The sequence below is a fragment of the Paraburkholderia dipogonis genome (genome assembly GCF_046027395.1).
Taxonomy (GTDB): Bacteria; Pseudomonadota; Gammaproteobacteria; order Burkholderiales; family Burkholderiaceae; genus Paraburkholderia; species Paraburkholderia dipogonis_A.
The window spans coordinates 40,315-60,208 of record NZ_JAQQEG010000015.1 but is presented as its reverse complement, the minus strand read 5'-3'; the positions used below and the strand labels follow the sequence as shown (position 1 = coordinate 60,208).

Sequence of the window (19,894 nt, the reverse complement as noted above, 5' to 3'; positions counted from 1 at the left end):
CCGCCGCTTTCATCTCAGGATATCGGCCGCCTTGTGCCGCTCGTCCACGCCGTCGATCAGGATCACCGGCCCGCGCGCATGCCGCGTGCGCAACGGCAGGATGCGCTGATATGCGTCCGATGCGTACCAGGCGCGCGCGGCGGCGAGATCGGGGAACGCAATCGCGATCAGATCGCCGTGCCATTCGCCTTCGAGGATTTCGGGGCGTGCGCCGTGCACGATGAAATGGCCGTCGAACGGTGCGAGCGTGCCGTCGATGCTGTTGAGATATTCGACGATGTCGTCGCCCAGTTCGACGTCGTGCAGATGGGCAATCGCATAGGCGGTCATAGTGAGGCTCCTGGCAGTGGGTGGATGCGAAATGAAAACTCGCATACCGCCTATGGTCGCCTCGCGTATGACGCACGTCGATTACGTGAGAGGTAAAGAAAATTAGAGCCCGGCGCTTCAGGCAACCGCGCCCCGCCGCTATTCCGCGCTGACTTGCGCGAGCGCGGCGATCAGGTCGCCGAAGCGTTCGCCCTGAACCAGAATGTGCCCTCTCAACGCGGCGGCGGCGGCTTCGCCGTCGCCCGCTTCGAGCGCATCCACGACCGCCTGATGTTCGTCGAACGAGGCGGCGACACGTCCCTTGACGCGCAACTGCAAACGCCGGTACGGACGCAGCAGCTTGTGGAGCGCCTTCGCCTGGTCGTGCAGAAAAGTGTTGTGGCTGCCGTGATAGATCAGGCAGTGAAAGCGCTCGTTCAGGTGGTAATACTCATCCGGGCTGCCGGCGTCCCGCGCTTTCTGACACGCGACATGCGCCTCGCGCAGCACCTGCAGTTCCTGTGCGTTCATGCGGCGCGCGGCAAGCCGGCTGCACATCGCCTCGAGTTCGGCCATCACCTCGAACATCTCGATCAGCCGGTGCAGGCTGATCTTCGCGACCACGGCGCCGTGCCGCGGCCGCATCTCCACCATGCCTGCCGCGGCCAGTTGGAGCAGCGCTTCCCGCACGGGCGTTCTGGACACCTCGAAGCGCGCGATCAGTTCCGCCTCATCGAGCCGTGCGCCGGGCGGCAGGTCGCCGGTCGCAATGGCTTCCTCGATGGATTCCCGCAGCCGGTCTGCGAGCGTGAGCTTGTTTGTCATGTTTGGACTCCAGACGGAATCGAGTTCACCACAACGAGCATGCTGCCACTGTACGCGTAAACGATAGTTGAGAACGGCGTCGGTCGAATTATAAATACGGATGAGGCTTATAAATATAAAGATAAACCCCTTACAAAATATTGACAGGCCAATTTGGGCATATCGGCGTTGTTCGCCCGATCACGGTCCGTCGCATCCACGCGCGCGCACTCCTTTTCCCTGACCGTGTTCGGAGGCCTGACCATGAAGGTGCAGTCGGTAGCTGTATCCGTAGGAGTCGGTGTCGGAATCGCCTTGCTCGGTGGCTGCGGGCACGACAGCGTGTCATCGTCCTCGCCCACCATGGCGAAGGGCGCCGGCTTCATCCAGAGCTTCCAGATCGTGTCGAGCGCTCCGGCGTTCGGCGGCGCGACGCCGGCCGGCGCGGCGGGTCCCTACCAGGTGATCAGCGCGGTCGTGCACGGCGAACTCGATCCGAACGACCCGCTCAATGCGGGCATCGTGAACCTCAAGAACGCGCCGGTCGGCAGCGACGGCTACGTCGCCTATACGACCGACGTGGTGATCCTGCGCCCGCAGAACGCGTCGGCCGCCAAACGCGTGCTGTTCTACGACGTCGTGAATCGCGGCAGCAAGATCGGCGCGGCGTCGTTCGTGGGCGGCGGCGCGCTCGATACCGGCGCGGCGCCCTCGTCCAGTTTCCCGTCGCTGCTGCGTAACGGCTATACGATCCTGTGGAGCGGCTGGCAAGGCGACGTGCCGCTTGTCGGCAACAGCACCACGTCCGGCGCCGGCCTGCTCGGCGCCAGCTTCCCGGTGGCGACCAACAAGGACGGCACGCCGATGACCGGCCTGAGTCGCGAGGAATTCATTCCGGACTACGCGGGCGGGCCGCCCACCACCATTCCGTTGACGTATCCACCGGCCAATCTGTCTGATAAGTCTTCGGTCACGTTCACCGCGCGCCAGTCGTGGCTCACCGCGTACGGCAGCATTCCAGGCGGCCTCGAAACCTATACCGCGCCGTCCCAGCCGGTGACGACCTGGAGCTACGTCAGTACGCCGAATAATGTCTACGAAGGCAATTATTCCGTCACCTTCACGCCGCCCGCCAGCGTGCCGGGCCCGAACGGCGCGCAGGTCGCGCCTGACGCCGGGACCATTTACAGCTTCGTCTATCAGGCCGCCGCGCCGACCGTCGACGGCATCGGTTTCGCCGCCTTGCGCGATCTGGTGTCGTTCCTTCGATACGATACGGCCGACGCGCAGGGCGTCGCCAATCCGCTCAACGATCTGAAGAACGCGGGTTGCGCCGCCACGACATGCTCGACCAGCACGAACTTCGATATCGCGATCGGCGAAGGGATTTCGCAATCGGGCCGCTTCATGAAGGACTTCCTGTATGAGGGCTTCAACGTCGACAAGCACGGCAAGATCGTGTTCGACGGCATGTTCCCGATCATCTCGGCCGCGCGCCGCACGTGGACCAATGCCGCCTTCGCGCAGCCCGGCCGCTGGTCGAAACAGCATGAAGATCACTTCATGCCGGGCTTCCAGTTCCCGTTCACTTACGCGACGACGACCGACCCCGTGAGCGGCGCCACCGACGGCATCCTGAAGGCATGCACGGCCACCAATACCTGTCCGAAGATCATGCAGCTCGACGGCGCGTTCGAGTGGTGGGGGGGCGCGGCATCGCTGGTCGTGACCGACGGACGCGGCAACGACGTCCAGTTGCCCGCGAATGTGCGCTACTACCTGGTGGCAGGCACGCAGCACGGCGGCGGCAATGGCGTAACGACCGGCAACATGACAGTTCCGGCCGCGGGCAGTCAATGCCAGTTGCCGGGCTCGCCGGTCGAAGAAACACCGGTCGAACGGGCGCTGATTCCGGCGCTCGTCGCCTGGGTCGGCAAGGGCACGCCGCCGCCCGCGTCGCAATATCCGACCGTGGCGGCTGGGACGCTGGTCGCGCCGACCCAGGCCACGGTGGGTTTCCCGTCGCTGACCAACGTGATGGTGCCGAGCGGAACGGCCGCGACGCCCACCTCGCTGCAATTGACCTTCAATGGCGAGTACAACCAGTTGTTCGTGACCGACTATAGCAATGCGGTTCCAGTGGTGAACACGGCACAGGCGTACACGATTCTCGTGCCGAAAGTGGATGCCAACGGCAACGAAACGGCAGGCGTGCTGGTGCCCGACGTCGCCGCCCCGCTCGCCACCTACACCGGCTGGAATTATCGCGGCGCGGGACATGCGATCGGCGACGGCTGCATTTCGAATGGCGCCGCGATTCCGTTCGCGGTGAGCGCCGCCGCGCAGGCCGGCGGCACCGATACGCGCACCACGCTCGCCACGCTTTATGGCGGCAGCCGCTCGAAGTATCAGGCCGCGGTCGCGGCTGCGGCGAACGCGTTGGTCAGCCAGGGCTATCTGCTGCAGGACGACGCCACCAACGTCTTCATTGCGAACGCGAGCGCCGTGTCCGCGACTTTGCTGCCGCAACCTTGAGAGGCCGCGCGCCGGGGGCGAACGACATGATGCACAGAGCAGGATGCACCGCCGCCGCGTTCGCCGTCGCTGCGCTGGTTGCTGCATGCGGAGGCGGCGGTGGTGGTGGTGGCAATGGTGGTGACAGTGCCGCCGCGCCGCCCGCTCCGTCTTCGAATGCTTCGGTGTATCAGAACAGCACGACGCTCGGCAGCGTCGGCGCCGTTTCGCTCTCACTCACCGCGGCGACGACGACCGCCAATGCCATGCTGGTGAGTCCCGTCGCCGCGCCGCTGCTAGTGGTGGGGAACAACGCACTCGTGTCGACGCATCTGGCCACCAACGTAACGGGCGCCGGCACGGCATGCGTATCGGCGCCTACGAACAGTATCGGCACGGTGAGCGGGGTCAACGCGGGCGTCAACATCAAGAGCGTGGCCGCGCTGCTGGACAACACCTGGAGTGTGTCGGTCACGCCGTCCGCGAACTGGACGACGCTCGGCGCGAGCGGCACCGTGTTCGACGGCTGGGAAAATTGCGGTGCGAAGGCCGAGGGTGCGCCGTCGCCGTCGTCCACCTTGACGGTCAACGCGGATGGCAGCTTCTCCGATAACGTGTTCGACGGCAATCCGTCCACCACCGTCACGACAGTCAACCAGAGCTTCACCGCGGCGCAGGCTGCCTCGTTATTGTCGGATGCCGGCTATGTCGACAGCAGCCAGCCGGCCAATCCGCAGACCATCCGGTTGAGGATTTACCACAACGCCGCACAGCAGACCGTGCTGGTCGAACAGGGCATTCCCGCCAGCGGCGCGACGAATCAGAATCCTGGGTTCGTGGCGATTTACTTTCCGCGTTGATTGCCCGCCGCGCGCGTCACGCCTGCGACGCCGTCGCTTTTTCACATCAGACCGGGCGCGCCCGGCGGCCTCGCCGCCGCGTCGTCTTGCGCCTAAAATACCTTTGATCTAAAACGGATTTTTACAAAATCGCGGCATTTCATCGCTCCATGAAACAAGCTATTGTAAAAAAGTTAAAAGACTTTGGAACCGGTTCCATTTATCATCCCGCCGGCAATCCGATGACTGCCGGAACGCAATTGCGCGCTCCAATCTGGTGACCTGGAACAACATGCCCTCATCCCCTATTAGCTCTCGCCGTGGCTTTTTACGTACGGCTATCGCGCTGGTTCCGGCCGGCACGCTCGCCGGCTGCGAGGTCAAGCAATCCACGACGGCCTCCGTGCCGGGTTCGAGCGAAAGCGCGAACGCGGGCCGCGCGTCCGGCGCGGACTACAAGCCGCATTTCTTCGACGCGAAGGAATGGGCATTCATCCACGCCGCGGTCGACCGTCTGATTCCGTCCGACAGCGAAGGCCCCGGCGCCGTCGAAGCCGGCGTGCCCGAATTCATCGACCGGCAGATGGATACGCCGTACGCGCATGGCGCGCTCTGGTACATGCAGGGCCCGTTCACGCAGGGCGCGCCCGAACTCGGCTACCAGTTGAAGCTCGTGCCACGCGATCTGTACCGCCTCGGCATCGCGGCGGTCAACGCCTACTGCACGAAGACTTACGCGCATCCCTTCGATGCCCTCGATGGCGCCACGCGCGACACGGTGCTCGGCGCGCTCGAGAAAGGCAAGGTCGATCTGGAGAACGTGCCGGCCGAAGTGTTCTTCGGCCAACTGCTGCAAAACACGCGCGAAGGCTACTTCTGCGATCCGATCCACGGCGGCAATCGCGACATGGGCGGCTGGAAGATGATCGGCTTCCCCGGCGCACGCGCCGATTTCATGGACTTCGTCAATCAGAACGGCGCGGCTTATCCGTATGGCCCCGTGTCGATCGAAGGAAAGCGCACCTGATGTCTACTCAAACCAAACCGCACGTCGACGCGGTGATCGTCGGCTTCGGCTGGACCGGTGCGATTCTCGCGAAGGAACTCACCGAAGCGGGCCTGAAAGTAGTCGCGCTCGAACGCGGCGAATACCGCGACACCTATCCGGACGGCGCGTATCCGAACACCATCGACGAGCTGACCTACAACGTCCGCAAGAAGCTGTTCCTCGATCTCTCGAAGACCACGGTCTCGATCCGTCATACGCCGAACGATACCGCCCTGCCGTATCGCCAGCTCGCCGCGTTTCTGCCGGGCGAAGGTGTCGGCGGCGCGGGCCTGCACTGGTCGGGCGTGCATTTCCGCATCACGCCGGAAGAGCTGCGCCTGAAAAGCCACTACGAGGAACGCTACGGCAAGCGCTTCATTCCCGAAGGCATGACGATTCAGGATTACGGCGTCAGCTACGAAGAACTCGAACCGCATTTCGACTTCGCGGAGAAAGTGTTCGGCACCTCGGGCCAGGCGTACAAGGTCAACGGCAAGGTGGTCGGCGACGGCAACGTGTTCGAAGCGCCGCGCAGCGACAACTTCCCGCTCGCCGCGCAACTGAACACGTACTCGGCCGAGCGCTTCGGCAAGGCCGCGCGCGAACTCGGGCTGAATCCGTACCGTCTGCCCTCGGCGAATACGTCGGGGCCGTACACGAACCCGTACGGCGTGCAGATGGGCCCGTGCAACTTCTGCGGATTCTGCAGCGGCTACGCGTGCTACATGTATTCGAAGGCCTCGCCGAATCTGAACATTCTGCCCGCGCTGAAGCAGTCGCCGGACTTCGAATTGCGCTCGCGCTGCCACGTGCTGCGCGTCGAACTCGACGATACGAAAAAGCGCGCCAAAGGCGTGACGTATGTCGATCCGGCCGGCAACGAAGTATTCCAGCCCGCCGATCTGGTGATCGTCGCGGCGTTCCAGTATCACAACGTCCATCTGCTTCTGCTGTCGGGCATCGGCAAGCCGTATGACCCGATCTCCGGCGAAGGCGTGGTTGGCCGCAATTTCGCGTACCAGAACCTCTCGACCATCACCGCCTTCTTCGATAAGGACACCTTCACCAATCCGTTCATCGGCGCGGGCGGCAACGGCGTCGCGGTCGACGACTTCAATGCCGACAACTTCGATCACGGCCCACTCGGCTTCGTCGGCGGTTCGCCGTTGTGGGTGAACCAGGCGGGCACCAAACCGGTCAGCGGCATCGCCACGCCGGCCGGCACGCCGAACTGGGGCACCGACTGGAAGAAGTCCGTGAAGGACCACTACGCGCACACCATTTCGATGGACGCGCACGGCAGTAACATGTCGTACCGCGACGTGTTTCTCGACCTCGATCCGACCTATCGCGATTCGTACGGCCAGCCGCTGTTGCGCATGACCTTCGACTGGAAGGACAACGACATCAAGATGGCGCGCTACGTGACCGGCCAGATGCAGAAGATCGCGCAGCAGATGGGTCCGAAGTCGATCAACGTCTATACGCGCGAATTCGGCGCGCACTTCGACTCGCGCCGCTATCAGACCACTCACCTGGTGGGCGGCGCGGTAATGGGCACCGATCCGAAGACGAGCGTGCTGAACCGCTACCTGCAAAGCTGGGACGTGCACAACGTGTTCGTGATGGGCGCCTCGGCGTTTCCGCAGGGCATCGGCTACAACCCGACCGGCCTCGTCGCGGCGCTGGCCTACTGGTCGGCGCGGGCGATCCGCACGCAGTATCTGAAGAACCCCGGGCCGCTGGTGAGCGTATGACGAAGAAGATCGATATCCAACGCCTCACGCAGGCGATCAAACGCGTGGGCGCGGCGGCCGTGCTGGGCATGACGACGCTTGCCGCGCATGCTGCGGCGCCACAAAACCAGAATGACGCAACGCTGATCGCGCACGGCGAATATCTCGCGCGGGCCGGCGATTGCATCGCGTGTCATTCGACGCCCTCAGGCAAGCCTTTCGCCGGCGGTCTGAAATTCGACACGCCGATCGGCGCGATCTACTCGACCAATATCACGCCGGACCGCAATACCGGCATCGGCGCGTGGACCTTCGCGCAGTTCGATCGCGCAGTGCGCGCCGGCGTGAAGCCGAACGGCGACACGTTGTATCCCGCCATGCCATTCCCATCGTATGCACGTCTGAGCGAAGACGACATGCACGCGCTGTATGCGTACTTCACGCAAGGCGTCGCGCCGGTGAACCAGAAGAACAAACCGGTCGACATCGTCTGGCCGCTGTCGATGCGCTGGCCGCTCGGCATCTGGCGCCATCTGTTCGCGCCCGAGCCGGTTTCGTTCGATGCAAAGCGTTACGCCGATCCGGTGGTCGCGCGCGGCGCCTACCTCGTGCAAGGCCTCGGCCATTGCGGCGCGTGCCACACGCCGCGCGCGGCGACGATGCAGGAACGCGCGCTGAGCGACCTCGACGGCCCGGCGTTTCTCGCGGGCGGCGCGACGATCGACGGCTGGATTCCGTCGAGCCTGCGCGGCAATCCACGCACCGGCATCGGCGCGTGGAGTGAAGCCGATCTCGTGCAATTCCTGAAGACCGGACGCACGCAGCACAGCGCGGCCTTCGGCGGCATGACGGATGTCGTGCAGCACAGCATGCAGCACATGAGCGACGCCGATCTCACCGCGATTGCGCGTTATCTGAAGACGCTACCGTCGACGGATCCGAAGGAAACGCCGTACGCGTACGACGACACCGCCGCGCGCGCCCTGCGCATCGGCGACGCCACGGCTCCTGGCGCGGCCGTCTATCGCGACAACTGCACGGCCTGCCACCGCAGCGACGGCCACGGCTACAACCGCGTGTTTCCGGCACTGAGCGGCAATCCGGTCGTGCAGGGCAAGGACGCGACGTCGCTGATTCATGTGCTGCTCGCCGGCAGCACGCTCGAAGGCACGAAGACCGCGCCCTCCTCGTTCACGATGCCGGCCTTCGGCTGGCGCCTGAACGACCGGGAAGTCGCGGACGTGACCAACTTCGTGCGCAACAGTTGGGGCAATACCGCGCCGATGGTCAGCGCGACGGACGTTGCCAGAGTGCGCAAGACCGTCACGGTGCACGCGCCCGAGATGCCGCCCGGCGCTGCGCTGAGCCACTGAGCGCACGTGGCCTTGTGGCGTGTCTCTCCAGGAGATGCGCCGCAATCCAGGCAAGCGCCGCTGCACACACCCTTCCCCCGCCTCACGCAGTCCGCTCCGTTGTTCAGGAGCGGGCTTGCGTGTGCGCGGAAAAAAGAGAGATCGCCATTCAGGCGACTTGAGATAGAAGTTCCAATCAGGCTATGACCAAGATGAAAAAACAATGGATTGCCGCACCCCTGTTGATGTCGTTTGCGGGCATTGCGTCCGCGCAGAGTTCGGTCGTGCTGTACGGCATCGTCGATGCGGGCATTTCGTACCGCAGCAACGAGCGCACCGGCACCACCGGCAACTATAGCGGCCACTCGAACGTCGCCGTGACGAGCGGCAACCTGTCCGGCAGCCGCTGGGGCATCAAGGGTCAGGAGGACCTGGGCGGCGGCTGGAACGCGCTGTTCCAGCTCGAGGACGGCTTCGACATCACGAACGGCAAGACGGGCCAGAACGGTGGGTTGTTTGGCCGTCAGGCGTACGTGGGCATCGGCAGCAAGCAGTACGGCACGATCACGCTGGGCCGCCAGTACACCTCGCTGAACGACTTCGTCTCGCCCGTCGCCCCGGTGGCGATGGTCGGCGGCTACGGCGCGCATCCGGGCGATATCGACGATCTGGATCAGACCGCGCGCGTCAACAACTCGATCAAGTACACCAGCGCGAACTATGCGGGCTTTACGTTCGGCGCGCTGTACGGTTTCGGCGGCCAGCCCGGCAGCCTGAAGCAGCAGAACACATGGAGCGTGGGCGCCGCCTACGGCAACGGCCCGTTGCATGTGGGCGTCGGCTACGAGCGCTCCGACAATAGCAAGACCGGCACGCAGGACACGACCTACGGCAAGTGGAACGGCACGGACGACGGTCTGTTCAATTCATCGATCAATGAAGGCTACGCGAGCGCGCAATCGCAACAGATCATCGCAACGGGCGCGACGTACGACTTCGGGCCGGCGATCGTCGGCGTGAATTACAGCAACGTGCAATACCGCTCCGGCGCCGACTCGTTGTTCAAGGGACACGCTACGTTCAACATCGCCGGCGTGTTCGGACAATGGACGATCCGCCCGGCCGTGCAACTGTTCGCGGGCTACAGCTACACGCGCGGCGGCGAAGTGGACGGCGTGGACGAACGCGCGCAGTATCACAACGTGACGCTCGGCGCGCAGTACAACCTTTCGAAGCGTTCCACCGCCTATCTGATGGGCGGTTATCAGCACGCATCGGGCGGCACGCTGGATGCGCTCGGCAATCCGGTCGCGGCCACCGCGTCGGTCAGCGACAAGGGCAATAGCCACTCGTCGGCGGTGCAGTCGCAGGCGATCGTCAGCATGGGTGTGCGGCACAAGTTCTGATGCTTCAGTGCGACGCGGGAATGCGCCGCCGCGTTTCAAAAGCGGCGGCGAGCCGCCGATTGATCTAGCGTTGCGATTGCGGCGCCGCGTCGAGCATCTCCAGATGACGCGCTTCCGTTTCGTCGTCCGCGGGAAACATGCATTCGAGGCGCAGTTCCTGCGCCGCGATCGTTTGCGGCGTGCCCACGCTCGCGACCATCGAGAAATACTTCATGACGTGGCCGTCCTTGACGAAGCCGATCGGGATCACCGGCATGGCCGCCGCCGATGCATCCGCGACCGACGAATGGCCCGGCTCGAAGCCCGTTTGCACATCCGGGTACGCACGCAACGCATCGAGCAACTCGCGCGTCCGGTCGTCGATTACGCGCCCCACCGATTCGCGGTAGACCCGCTGAATCAGACTATCCGCCACGGTCTGCCAGTCGGCCACGAACGGGCGCATGCCGTCCGGATCGAACACCAGATGCAGCATGTTGCGCGGCCCCTTGCGCGCCGCCATGTCGATGAAGCAATTGAAAAAACGCGGCGCGGCGTCGTTGGTCATCAGCACATTCCAGTAGCGGTCCATGACCAGCGCCGGAAACGGCTCATGCTGGCGCAGCATGCGTCCGAGCGCTTTCGTGACACTTTGCATTTCCTGCGCATTCCACGCGGCGTCGGCATACATCGGCGCGTAGCCCGCGGCCAGCAGCAACGTGTTGCGTTCGCGCAGCGGGATGTCGAGTGCCTGCGCAATATCCATCAGCATCTGCCGGCTCGGCACGCTGCGCCCGCTTTCGATAAAGCTGATATGACGCTGCGAGACGCCGGCATTGAACGACAGATCCAGTTGACTGATGCCGCGTACGTCTCGCCAATGACGCAACAAGACGCCGAGATCGTTCGGCGGGGCTTTTTTGACTGGGTTCGCAGGATTCATCGTGCTCTTGTCCGCAAGTCGATACAGATAAAAGGTTCGGTGAGCGGCGAGCGCCGTTCAGCCGAACCTCGCCGGTCAGCATACTCGCTTGTGCTGACCACGCTTTCCCTTACGAGACTCAAGCCTTCCAGGCATGGACCTGGAACTGCGCTTCCAGCGGCGGCTGCGTGATGCTGCCCACGTAGTTCGTGATCGTCGAGGCCGCCGCCACTGCGAGCACTTCGAGCACCTGATCGCGACGGAAACCGGCTTCGAGAAACGTGCTCACATCACGCTCGTCGAGATGACCGCGCTTCTCGATCGCGGTTTTCGTCAACGCGGAGAGCGCGGCGTGTTTGCGGTCCGCAGGCGCGCGGCCCGCGCGAAGCGCTTGCACGTCGGTGGGCGTGAGTCCCTCGTTCAGCGCCAATGCGGTGTGAAACGCGACCGCCCACGTACATGCGTTGGTGACGGCGTTCGTCAACAGCAGCGTCTGGATCTGTGCTTCCGTGAACGTACCCGAGTGGACTTTCTGAAACAGATTGATGAACGCGCCAATCAGCGCGGGCGATTCGGCCATGGTCCCCGCGATATTCGGGATGAAGCCGAATGTCTGCTGGAGCTGCTGCAATACCGGTTTGGATTGTTCCGGTGCGGAGTCGATGGTGTGAACCTGAAACGTCGACATGGTGTGTCCTCGATAGTGAACGCGGTTCGGAGTGAACCGCGCGACAACCGAAGATTAGGCGTGCGCGTGGGGCTCGCCAATTACCTCGCATGTAATAGGTTCGGCGCGCTGCGAGAACAGGCGCGCCGCCCCACGCGGCGCCGCCCAACGTTGAGTTGTTGATGCGCGAGAAGCCGACCGCGAGGCCCACCGGACCCATTGCATACCGCACTGCCGTCGACCACGTCGAGCCACGGTTCGTGCTGCCGGTGACACCGCCTAGCGAATACGAGCCGCCTGCAATAAACAAAACAGATGCCCTGAAACGAAGACGCAAGCCTCTTCAGAACCGTGGTGCCGCGCTGCGCGCGTGGCTATACTTGACGGCGTCCAACGAGCTGATATCCATGAACTAGACCACCCAACAGGCGATTGTCCAGACCTTGCGCGACAAGATTCTGGCGGGCGAACTGTCGCCCGGCCAGCGGCTCGTGGAAGCGCAGCTCGCACAATGGCTCGGCGTATCGCGTACGCCGCTGCGCTACGCGCTGAGCGTCTTGTCCTCGGAGGGGCTGCTGGACCGTTCCGGCGGGCGCGGTTATGTCGTGCGCCGCTTCAGCGTCAGGGACGTGCTGAACGGCATCGACGTGCGCGGCGTGCTCGATCCCGCCTTCGATCAGTTGCTCGCCAAGCATCAGGTGAAGTTCTCCGAAGCGTACGGCGTCGATTTCGCCGCGCTCGCCGGCATGCCGGCGGTGACGATCAAGCCCACCACCGAATACGATTCCCGTCAGCACACCTTGAGCGGCCCGCTGCTCACCAACGTGCTCGAACATGTCGGCGCCCCGAGCGCGGGCAGCACGCAAATCGTCATGCACGCGGTGGACGGCTACGCTGTCGCGACAACGCTCGACAAGGTGCGCGCCTACACATTCATCGTCGCGACGCACATGGACGGCAAGCCGCTGCCGCTTGGCGGCGTCGGTCCGCTATGGGCCACCTACGACGCGGACAACATCCCGGAATTGTCGAGCAAGCCGCTCAAAGACCGCTTCGAGTTGTCGCCCTGGGGCCTCTATCACTTGCAGGTGACCGAAGCGTAAAGGCAACCACGGCTCAACGCTCGCCCGGCTGCAAGCGCTCCATCTGCTCTTCGACATACAGCGCGTAAATCAACCTGAGCACCGTGCTGATGTCTTCCGATTCGTCGAGTATGCGCATACTCATGCTCACCGGCACGGTGCTGCCCGTCGGCGCTGGCGATCTCGGTTGACGCAACGCACGCTCACCCTCAGAACAGGTGATGAATCCCGCTGAGGAACACCGTCTGCCGTCCGCCTGACGCGGCGCCGATACCGAGCGTGTTCGCGACCGCGCCGCCGCCCGCGGTCTCGAACATCAAGTCGGCGTAGAGCTGCGTCGCCTTCGACAGCGAATAGATGTTGGCCACCGTGAACTGCGTCCAGCGACGCCCCGCGAGCGTCGCGGTCCATGCGCCCGCCGCGATTTCCTCGGCGGCCGTCAAGCGCAGATTCGCGCCGCCGTCGATGCTGCGAAAGTGTTCGCTGCTGCCATTCGAGGCGATCCGCACATCGGTGGCGAGCGCATGCAGCGTCACGCGTTCGAACCGGTACGATCCGCCGACACCCATGTCGCGCACCTGCTGCGCGTTGAAGGTCGCGCCCGGCGCGAGCGTCTGCCCTTCGAACGAAGTCAGACCGAGTCCATTCGAGAGCGGCAGCAAGCGGTCGCGATACTCGGAATACGCCGCGACCAGTTTGAGCGGGCCGTTCGTGTAGTTGGCGCCGAAGCTGATAGTCCGCGCGTTGGTATTGCTCGCCGTCGCGCCGGGAAATCCATACAGCGCGCCGAGCGTCAGGCCGCGATAGCTGGCGCTTTTCCATTTCACCGTACTCGACAACTGCACGGGCAAGGTGCTGCCAAGGCCATCGAGATTACCGGGGTGAAACGCGGAGAAGTCGCCGAGCAATTGGCCCGTTGAAACCGAGCCGAGCCAGTCGAAATTCCAGTCGGTCTGACGGCCGAGCGTCACTGTACCGAACAGCGGGCCGGATAGTCCCACGTACGCCTGGCGATTGAAGAAGCTCGTGCTGCTCGCCGAGGCGCCCGTCGTCGTGACGAAGCCGCTTTCGAGTCTGAACACGACCGAGCGGCCCGCGCCGATGTCCTCGACGCCCTGAAACCCGAACCGATCGGCCTGCAAGGTCCCCTGCTCCGCGATATACGCCGGTGAGCCGTGCAGGTTGCTCACATAACCGAGACCTGCATCGAGACTGCCATACAGCGTGACACTGCTCTGCGCGAAAGCCGTCGAGGAAATGACGAGCGCAGCCGAGCCCGCGACGAGCGTCGCGTGGAAAGCGATTTTGATTTTCATGGCGTGTGGTGAAACGTTGGAAGGAAAACTGCGTGGGCGTGGAAGCCCGAAATCAGGTGGTCTGGACTTTCTCCGCCGGCGCGATGCGCCATGCACCGAACACCAGATTGACGACGATTGCCGTGAGCGTGCCCGCGGCCATGCCGTTGCCCAGCACGATCTGCAACGAGCTGGGAAACGCCGCATAAACATTCGGGACCAGCACCGGTATCAGCCCCGTGACGAGCGCGGCAGCCAGCGTGTACTGATTGCCGCGCACATGCAGATCGACCTTGCCGAGCAGATTGATGCCCATGACACCGATCATCGCGAATACGATTAGCGCAGTGCCGCCGACCACCGGCGCGGGAATCGCGTAAGCAAAGCGTCCGAGCGGCGCGAACAGGGCGATGACCATGAGCATGGCGCCGGCCGTCGCGGTGACGTAGCGCGAGCGCACGCCGGTGGTTTGCACGACGCCGATATTCTCCGCGCTGGTGATGATGAGCGAAGTGCCCAGCAACGAGCCGATCAATGACGCCAGCGCATCGCCGCGAATCGTGCGCGGCACGTCGCGGCGCATGTCGATCTTCCTGCCCGTGATTTCGCCGACGGCCACCGTCTGCCCCGTTGCTTCAGCCATCGAGATCACGCCGAAGATCAGCATGGGCAACGCGGCCAGCACGTCGAAGCGCGGCATGCCGAATGGCAGCAGCGTCGGCAGCGTGAGAAGCGGACCGCTCCACATGCCGTCCGTCGGCATCAGTCCCATCGCCCAGCCGGCGAATGTGCCGACGGCAAGACCCAGCAGCACCGCCAGCCTGCCGGCCGTGCCCTTGAACAGACGCGCCACCACGAGCGTCGCCACGATCGTGAGCAGCGCAAGGCCGAGCGACTGCGGCCGCGCGAAACCCGGCGTGCCCGGCTGTCCGACGACGATGCCGGCGTAGATCCTGATGAGGCTCACCGACACGAGCAGCAGCATCGTGCCCACCACCACGCGAGGAAAGAACCGCAGGCAGCGCGCGAATACCGGCAGCACGATCCAGTAGAACAGGCTGGTGAGAATCGCGGCGCCCGCAGCGGTACGCAAATCCGTTTGCGTCGCGATGACGGCGAACAGCATGGCGGGCGCGCCGCCCGGCACCATCACGAAGGGCAGCCGCGCACCGATCGACCCCGCGCCGAGCGATTGCAGCAGCGTGCCCACACCGCACACGAAAAAAGTCGCGCCGATCAGATGCACGGTCAGCTCCGATGGCAGCGACAACATGCGCGACACCAGAAAAACCGCGGTGACCGGCGAGGCGGCCATCGACAGGACATGTTGCAGGCCGAACAGCACGAGTTGCCACGCGCGCAAGCGCGCGTCGACGCTATGAATGGCGGGTTCTGGATTCACGTTACCCTCGGAGTTCGAAGCGCAATGAGCGCGGCGGTCAGGCGCGCAACCACGGCAATTGCTCGCGGCTGTAGCGGAAGGTCTGGAACACGCTATTCAACTGGCCCGGACCGGTTTTGCGCGCCGCTTCATCCGGGTATTCGCCGAACCACGGAATCACGTATTCCCACACCACTTCGCCTGCCGGCGTCACCTCGAACAGACGTCCCGTGGCCGACTCGGTGATATGCGTGTTGCCGTTCGCGAGGCGTTGCGCGTTGCCCATGAACGCGCTGTAGAACATGTTCACCATGTCGTCCGCGTATGACCACACCACTTCGCGGCTAGACGGATCGATCTCCAGCACGCGCGAGAACACGACATGCGCGCCAGTGCGGAAGTTGCCGTTGTCGAAGGTGAGAATGTGGCCGTTGGGAAGCGCCACCGGCGCGTGCTGATGCGAGACCACGCTCGGCGGAATATGCATGGTCACGCCGCCGGTTTGACGATCGACCGCGATAATGCCCGACGTGGTGCGCAAACTCATCAGCACCTCGCCTTGCGCGTTCACGCCCAGCCCGTTGACGAGCGGCCAGTGATAGCGCCCAAAGCCGGGCGCAATCGGAAAGTCCTTGGGATCCAGATGCTCCCAGGCCTTCCATTCCCATACCAGTTCACCCGCGCGATTCACTTCGCGGATCACGTCGCCATACATCACTTCTTCGGGTCCGTGCGCGGTGCCACCCGGCACACGATCCGCGAAACCCGCCGGCACCGGCGCGCATGCGGCGTAAAGCAGATTGCCGTTCGGCAGCCACTGCGCGTCATGATGATGCGCCGGATCTTCGTAGCGCCACACCACGTCCCCTTGTGGCGTGACTTCGTAGAAATCGCCGCCATGCCACATCGACCACGGTGCATAACGGTCTTGCGAATTCGCATGATTGCCGTTGTAGCCGAGATTGCCGTTCGGGAGAATCACCGCGTGACGGCCGGGCCGCACCGGCATCTGCCATTCGTGCACGACCTCGCCGCCGATATCGATGAGATACACATGTCCGTTTGCGGTCTGCGGCGCGATCAGCGTATAGCCGCCAGCGGACAGTTCTGGGTCGTGAGCAATGAGGCCGACGCCGCGGCGGCGCTGGGTAATCTGATCGACTGTGGTGGTCACGATTCGCTCCGTTAAGATAGTGGAACAAATCTAGGCCATTCGATGCGTCAGGAAAATCTGATTGTTCTATACGGGCCGTTCGAAAAAACTATACGGTTGCTCCATGCGTCCAATATCACAGACATTCCGCTGTTTCGACGAGGTCGTCAGGCGCGGCTCGATCCGCAAAGCGGCCGAAGCGCTGCATCTGACCGCTGCCGCAGTGCACCAGCAAATCCTCAATCTGGAGGAACAGGTCGGCTCGCCGCTGTTCGACCGCCTGCCACGCGGCATGCAGCTCACTACGGCAGGCGAGATCATCATTGCGGCAGTGCGGCGCGGCCAGCGTGATTTCGATAACGCCATGACGCAGGTGGAAGATCTGCGCTCGCTGCGGCGCGGGCATGTCAATCTGGCGGTGTCGCCGTCGTCGGCCGAGCAATTGGTGCCCGATGCGATCCAGGCCGCGATGCAGCGCTATCCGGGTGTGACCTACAGCGTGCGCTCGGGCAACGGCGAAAGCATTCTGAAGTGGGTGGAGACCGGCGAGGCAGATATCGGCTACGGCCTGCGCCGCAAGCCGCCGACAGGCGTCGTGGAAGTGCGCGCGTTCGCGCAACATCTCGGGCTGGTCACGCCGCCCGGGCATCCGCTCACCAAGCTTCAGAAACGTCCGCGACTGCGCGAGTGTCTCGACTACCCGCTCATCCTGATGACGCCGGATACCGAATTGCGCGCCATGGTGGACCAGATCGATCACCGCGAACGACGCAAGGCGCGGCCGCTCGTGGAAACCAGTTCGGTTTCGATGGTGCGCCGGCTCGTCGCGGACGGCGTCGGCATCGGATTCCTGATCGCGGAGAACGTCGCGGAAGACGTCGCCGAGCGAAAGCTGGCATGGACACCGCTCGCCGACGCAGGAGCCCAATCGTTTAGTTGTCTGTATCAACGCGCGGATCTGACGAGCACCGTCGCGATGAGCATGTTCCTGCAGTTTCTCGGCCAGGCGATCGAGACGATCGAGGACCGCTTTCACACGTCGATGCAATCAGCCCGCAAGCGCGCCGCGCAAATCAAATAAGCGTGCGCCCCGCCGCGCCGAATCGTTCGACGCACGCCTGCCGCACCCGCTCGACCGGCATCGACCAATCCTCGCCCGGCGCGCGGCGAAAGAGACGTAGCGTATGCGGATACCACGGCGAATCGCTGCGATCGTGCAGCCAGCGCCAGTCGATATCTTTTTCCGGCAGCATCACCCAGCACGGCTTGCCGAGCGACGCGGCCAGATGCGCGGTGGACGTGTCCACGCAAATCACCAGATCGAGTTGCGCGATGATCGCCGCGCTGTCCGCGAAATCCGTCACGGCCGAGCCGAGATCAAGCAGCGGTTGATCGGCCGGCGGATGGCGCGCCTCGTCCTCGCCGCGCCCTTTTTGCAGACTCACGAAGCTCAGGCCGGGCACGCTCCAGAGTGGCGCCAGCATGGCGAGCGAAGGGATCGAGCGGTTCACATCGTTATGATGGTTCGCGTTGCCCTTCCAGACCAGGCCGATCTTCCGGCCCGGCGGCAGCGCGTCCAACAAAGGCCGCCACTGCTCGATAAGCGCCGGCTCGGCTGTGAGACGCACGGCGCGCGGAATCGTGTCCATGCTGGTGCGCAGATGCAGCGGCGCACTCAGCAGGCTCGTCCAGCAGTCATAGGCGGCCGCCTGTATGTGCGCGGTGTCGTGATCGAGCACGGCATCGACACCGTCGACGCAAGCCATCAGCCTGTGCAGCGACGGGGCGCACGCAAAGGCGATATGCGCGGCACCCTGTGCTTTCAGCAACGCGCAATAACGGCTGAACTGGATCATGTCGCCGAGGCCATCTTCCTGCCACACCAGCAGGGACTTGCCGGCGAGCGTATCGCCTTGCCACTGTGGGCACGGAAGCATCGATGCCGTCTTGTGATGGACAAAGCCGGGTAGCTCGTAGCGGCACTCGTACAGACGCCAGCCCTCTTCGAAACAGCCCATGCCGAGCAGCAGCACAGCGAGGCCGAATTTCGCATCGCCGTAATCGGCACGTATGGCAAGCGCCCGGCGGTACGCGTTTTCGGCCTCGGGCAGTTGCATCAGTTGCGCTCGCGCCGCGCCGAGGTTGTAATGCGCCTCCGCCATATCGGGCCACACGCTGAGCGCCTGCTCGAAAGCGTCGACCGCCGCCGGCAGACGATCGAGCCGGCGCAGCACACACCCCAGATTGTTGTGCGCATGGACGAGATCGGGCCGCAGGCGAATCGCTTCACGGTAAGCCGATTCGGCCTCGAACAGATGCTCGAGTTTGCACAGCGTCACGCCGAGGTTGTAGTGCGCTTCGGCGTAGTCGGGGCGTTGCGCGATGGCTTCGCGATAAGCCGCTTCTGCTTCGGACAAACGTTCGAGATCGGCGAGCACGGTGCCGAGATTCAGGAGGGCTTCCGCGTAATCCGGACGAATGGCGAGGGCAAGGCGGAAAGCCAGTTCGGCTTCGGTGAGACGAGACGTAGCCTTCAGCACGCCACCGAGGTTGTTGAGCGCCTCGGGATACTGCGGCCGGATGGTCAGCGCCTCGCGGTAGGCGGCGTCCGCTTCGGCGAGACGGCCCAGTTCCATCAGCACGTTGCCCAGATTGTTATGGGCTTCGGCGTGACCTGGCAATCCTGGCAGCGCCTGGCGGAACGCCGTTTCCGCTTCTTGCAGGCGGCGCAGTTCGTGCAGCACGATGCCGCGGTTATAGTGGGCTTCGGCGTAGTCGGGGCGAATCGCCAGCGCCTCGCGATACGACGCCTCCGCCTCCTCCTTGTAGCCGAGCCCGTAGAGCACGGCGCCGAGATGATTGCGGGCGTCAGCGTGGCCGGGCCGCAGCGCGACCAGTTGCCGATACATCGCCTTGGCCGCCGACAGACGCCCGAGCGATTTGAGCAGCATGCCGAGACTGCCGTACACCTCGGCATAGCCGGGTTTGAGTTGCAGACAGCGACGCCAATGGCTTTCCGCATCCGCGGGCCGCTGCAAGGCGAACGAACAGGCCCCGGCGATATTCAACGCGTCGGCGAGGGCGTCGTCCGGCATCGCATCGCCGTCGACGAGCGGCGTCACCATCGACAAGGCCTCGGTGAATTGTCCGGCCGAGAACAACGAGACGGCCTGCTGGTTGATGTCGTCGATCGAGGATGCGAGCTGCGTGTGGTTCATGAGTCGTGGTAACTGGGGTCGGCGATGATCCGGCCGGGTCGATCGCATGTGCCGCGCCTAACCGGCGCTTCAGTTGCCGGATCTGGCGTGCCGAAGCCTCGGTGCGGCCGGGAAAGCGGAACATGTACCACGCAGCTTACGTGAATCGGCGCCCCTGTAACGCGGCGAAATGAGCGGCTTTCGGCCTTC

At 64.0% G+C, this 19,894-nt stretch carries 16 protein-coding genes; 8 read left to right on the top strand and 8 right to left on the bottom strand.

The annotated features are described in order from the left end of the window. Positions 1–9 precede the first annotated feature (9 nt). Together PQR32_RS16890 and PQR32_RS16885 are read right to left on the bottom strand one after the other, a co-directional pair. A complete protein-coding gene (locus tag PQR32_RS16890; protein ID WP_408228849.1) occupies positions 10–330 on the bottom strand; it encodes a DUF1330 domain-containing protein in 321 nt (106 codons plus the stop codon). A gap of 138 nt (positions 331–468) precedes the next feature. Continuing rightward, entirely contained in the window at positions 469–1,134 is a 666-nt protein-coding gene (locus PQR32_RS16885) for a GntR family transcriptional regulator (RefSeq protein WP_408228847.1), read from the bottom strand. 243 nt (positions 1,135–1,377) lie between these two features. Here PQR32_RS16885 and PQR32_RS16880 point away from each other — a divergent pair, with 243 nt between their 5' ends. From PQR32_RS16880 to PQR32_RS16855, 6 genes are all read left to right on the top strand, one after another. Further along, a complete protein-coding gene (locus PQR32_RS16880) occupies positions 1,378–3,648 on the top strand; it encodes an alpha/beta hydrolase domain-containing protein (RefSeq protein ID WP_408228844.1) in 2,271 nt (756 codons plus the stop codon). A gap of 26 nt (positions 3,649–3,674) precedes the next feature. Further along, positions 3,675–4,487, top strand: coding sequence for a hypothetical protein (locus PQR32_RS16875; protein WP_408228841.1), 813 nt, complete (start codon positions 3,675–3,677; stop codon positions 4,485–4,487). A gap of 271 nt (positions 4,488–4,758) precedes the next feature. Next, a complete protein-coding gene (locus tag PQR32_RS16870; protein ID WP_408228838.1) occupies positions 4,759–5,493 on the top strand; it encodes a gluconate 2-dehydrogenase subunit 3 family protein in 735 nt (244 codons plus the stop codon). After that, complete coding sequence (locus tag PQR32_RS16865) at positions 5,493–7,271, top strand: GMC family oxidoreductase (protein WP_408228835.1); 1,779 nt, start codon at positions 5,493–5,495, stop codon at positions 7,269–7,271. Before PQR32_RS16870 ends, PQR32_RS16865 begins: the two co-directional genes overlap by 1 nt. Next, complete coding sequence (locus PQR32_RS16860; protein WP_408228832.1) at positions 7,268–8,623, top strand: c-type cytochrome; 1,356 nt, start codon at positions 7,268–7,270, stop codon at positions 8,621–8,623. The genes PQR32_RS16865 and PQR32_RS16860 overlap by 4 nt, the downstream gene beginning before the upstream one ends. A 191-nt stretch (positions 8,624–8,814) precedes the next feature. Continuing rightward, a complete protein-coding gene (locus tag PQR32_RS16855) occupies positions 8,815–10,008 on the top strand; it encodes a porin (protein ID WP_408228829.1) in 1,194 nt (397 codons plus the stop codon). Between the two features lie 64 nt (positions 10,009–10,072). On the opposite strand, the gene PQR32_RS16850 is transcribed toward PQR32_RS16855, so the two are convergent. Both PQR32_RS16850 and PQR32_RS16845 read right to left on the bottom strand, forming a co-directional pair. After that, positions 10,073–10,930 carry a helix-turn-helix domain-containing protein gene (locus PQR32_RS16850; protein ID WP_408228826.1) on the bottom strand — a complete coding sequence of 286 codons (858 nt, stop codon included), beginning with the start codon at positions 10,928–10,930 and terminating at the stop codon, positions 10,073–10,075. A 118-nt stretch (positions 10,931–11,048) separates the two neighbouring features. After that, the gene (locus PQR32_RS16845) at positions 11,049–11,597 is read right to left on the bottom strand and encodes a carboxymuconolactone decarboxylase family protein (protein WP_408228823.1); all 549 of its coding nucleotides are present in this window, start codon (positions 11,595–11,597) and stop codon (positions 11,049–11,051) included. A 410-nt stretch (positions 11,598–12,007) separates the two neighbouring features. On the opposite strand from PQR32_RS16845, the gene PQR32_RS16840 reads away from it, so the two are divergent. Beyond that, the gene (locus tag PQR32_RS16840; RefSeq protein WP_408229159.1) at positions 12,008–12,679 is read left to right on the top strand and encodes a GntR family transcriptional regulator; all 672 of its coding nucleotides are present in this window, start codon (positions 12,008–12,010) and stop codon (positions 12,677–12,679) included. Between the two features lie 188 nt (positions 12,680–12,867). On the opposite strand, the gene PQR32_RS16835 is transcribed toward PQR32_RS16840, so the two are convergent. Genes PQR32_RS16835 through PQR32_RS16825 form a run of 3 tightly spaced genes read right to left on the bottom strand, consistent with a single transcriptional unit; the run spans position 12,868 to position 16,508 of the window. Next, positions 12,868–13,974, bottom strand: a complete 1,107-nt coding sequence (locus PQR32_RS16835; protein ID WP_408228820.1) for a porin — start codon at positions 13,972–13,974, stop codon at positions 12,868–12,870. 52 nt (positions 13,975–14,026) lie between these two features. Continuing rightward, on the bottom strand, positions 14,027–15,355 hold the full coding sequence (locus tag PQR32_RS16830) for a uracil-xanthine permease family protein (protein WP_408228817.1): 1,329 nt from the start codon (positions 15,353–15,355) through the stop codon (positions 14,027–14,029). A gap of 37 nt (positions 15,356–15,392) precedes the next feature. Then, entirely contained in the window at positions 15,393–16,508 is a 1,116-nt protein-coding gene (locus tag PQR32_RS16825; protein WP_408228814.1) for an aryl-sulfate sulfotransferase, read from the bottom strand. Between the two features lie 103 nt (positions 16,509–16,611). Here PQR32_RS16825 and PQR32_RS16820 point away from each other — a divergent pair, with 103 nt between their 5' ends. Beyond that, on the top strand, positions 16,612–17,568 hold the full coding sequence (locus tag PQR32_RS16820) for a LysR family transcriptional regulator (protein WP_408228812.1): 957 nt from the start codon (positions 16,612–16,614) through the stop codon (positions 17,566–17,568). Here PQR32_RS16820 and PQR32_RS16815 read toward each other — a convergent pair. Beyond that, on the bottom strand, positions 17,561–19,705 hold the full coding sequence (locus PQR32_RS16815) for a tetratricopeptide repeat protein (protein WP_408228810.1): 2,145 nt from the start codon (positions 19,703–19,705) through the stop codon (positions 17,561–17,563). The genes PQR32_RS16820 and PQR32_RS16815 overlap by 8 nt on opposite strands. Positions 19,706–19,894 lie beyond the last annotated feature (189 nt).

What these genes read in the sequence shown, in the direction of transcription:
- PQR32_RS16890 (WP_408228849.1), bottom strand. Translation starts at nt 330, where the DNA reads ATGACCGCCTATGCGATTGCCCATCTGCACGACGTCGAACTGGGCGAC.
- PQR32_RS16885 (WP_408228847.1), bottom strand. Translation starts at nt 1,134, where the DNA reads ATGACAAACAAGCTCACGCTCGCAGACCGGCTGCGGGAATCCATCGAG.
- PQR32_RS16880 (WP_408228844.1), top strand. Translation starts at nt 1,378, where the DNA reads ATGAAGGTGCAGTCGGTAGCTGTATCCGTAGGAGTCGGTGTCGGAATC.
- PQR32_RS16875 (WP_408228841.1), top strand. Translation starts at nt 3,675, where the DNA reads ATGATGCACAGAGCAGGATGCACCGCCGCCGCGTTCGCCGTCGCTGCG.
- PQR32_RS16870 (WP_408228838.1), top strand. Translation starts at nt 4,759, where the DNA reads ATGCCCTCATCCCCTATTAGCTCTCGCCGTGGCTTTTTACGTACGGCT.
- PQR32_RS16865 (WP_408228835.1), top strand. Translation starts at nt 5,493, where the DNA reads ATGTCTACTCAAACCAAACCGCACGTCGACGCGGTGATCGTCGGCTTC.
- PQR32_RS16860 (WP_408228832.1), top strand. Translation starts at nt 7,268, where the DNA reads ATGACGAAGAAGATCGATATCCAACGCCTCACGCAGGCGATCAAACGC.
- PQR32_RS16855 (WP_408228829.1), top strand. Translation starts at nt 8,815, where the DNA reads ATGAAAAAACAATGGATTGCCGCACCCCTGTTGATGTCGTTTGCGGGC.
- PQR32_RS16850 (WP_408228826.1), bottom strand. Translation starts at nt 10,930, where the DNA reads ATGAATCCTGCGAACCCAGTCAAAAAAGCCCCGCCGAACGATCTCGGC.
- PQR32_RS16845 (WP_408228823.1), bottom strand. Translation starts at nt 11,597, where the DNA reads ATGTCGACGTTTCAGGTTCACACCATCGACTCCGCACCGGAACAATCC.
- PQR32_RS16835 (WP_408228820.1), bottom strand. Translation starts at nt 13,974, where the DNA reads ATGAAAATCAAAATCGCTTTCCACGCGACGCTCGTCGCGGGCTCGGCT.
- PQR32_RS16820 (WP_408228812.1), top strand. Translation starts at nt 16,612, where the DNA reads ATGCGTCCAATATCACAGACATTCCGCTGTTTCGACGAGGTCGTCAGG.
- PQR32_RS16815 (WP_408228810.1), bottom strand. Translation starts at nt 19,705, where the DNA reads ATGAACCACACGCAGCTCGCATCCTCGATCGACGACATCAACCAGCAG.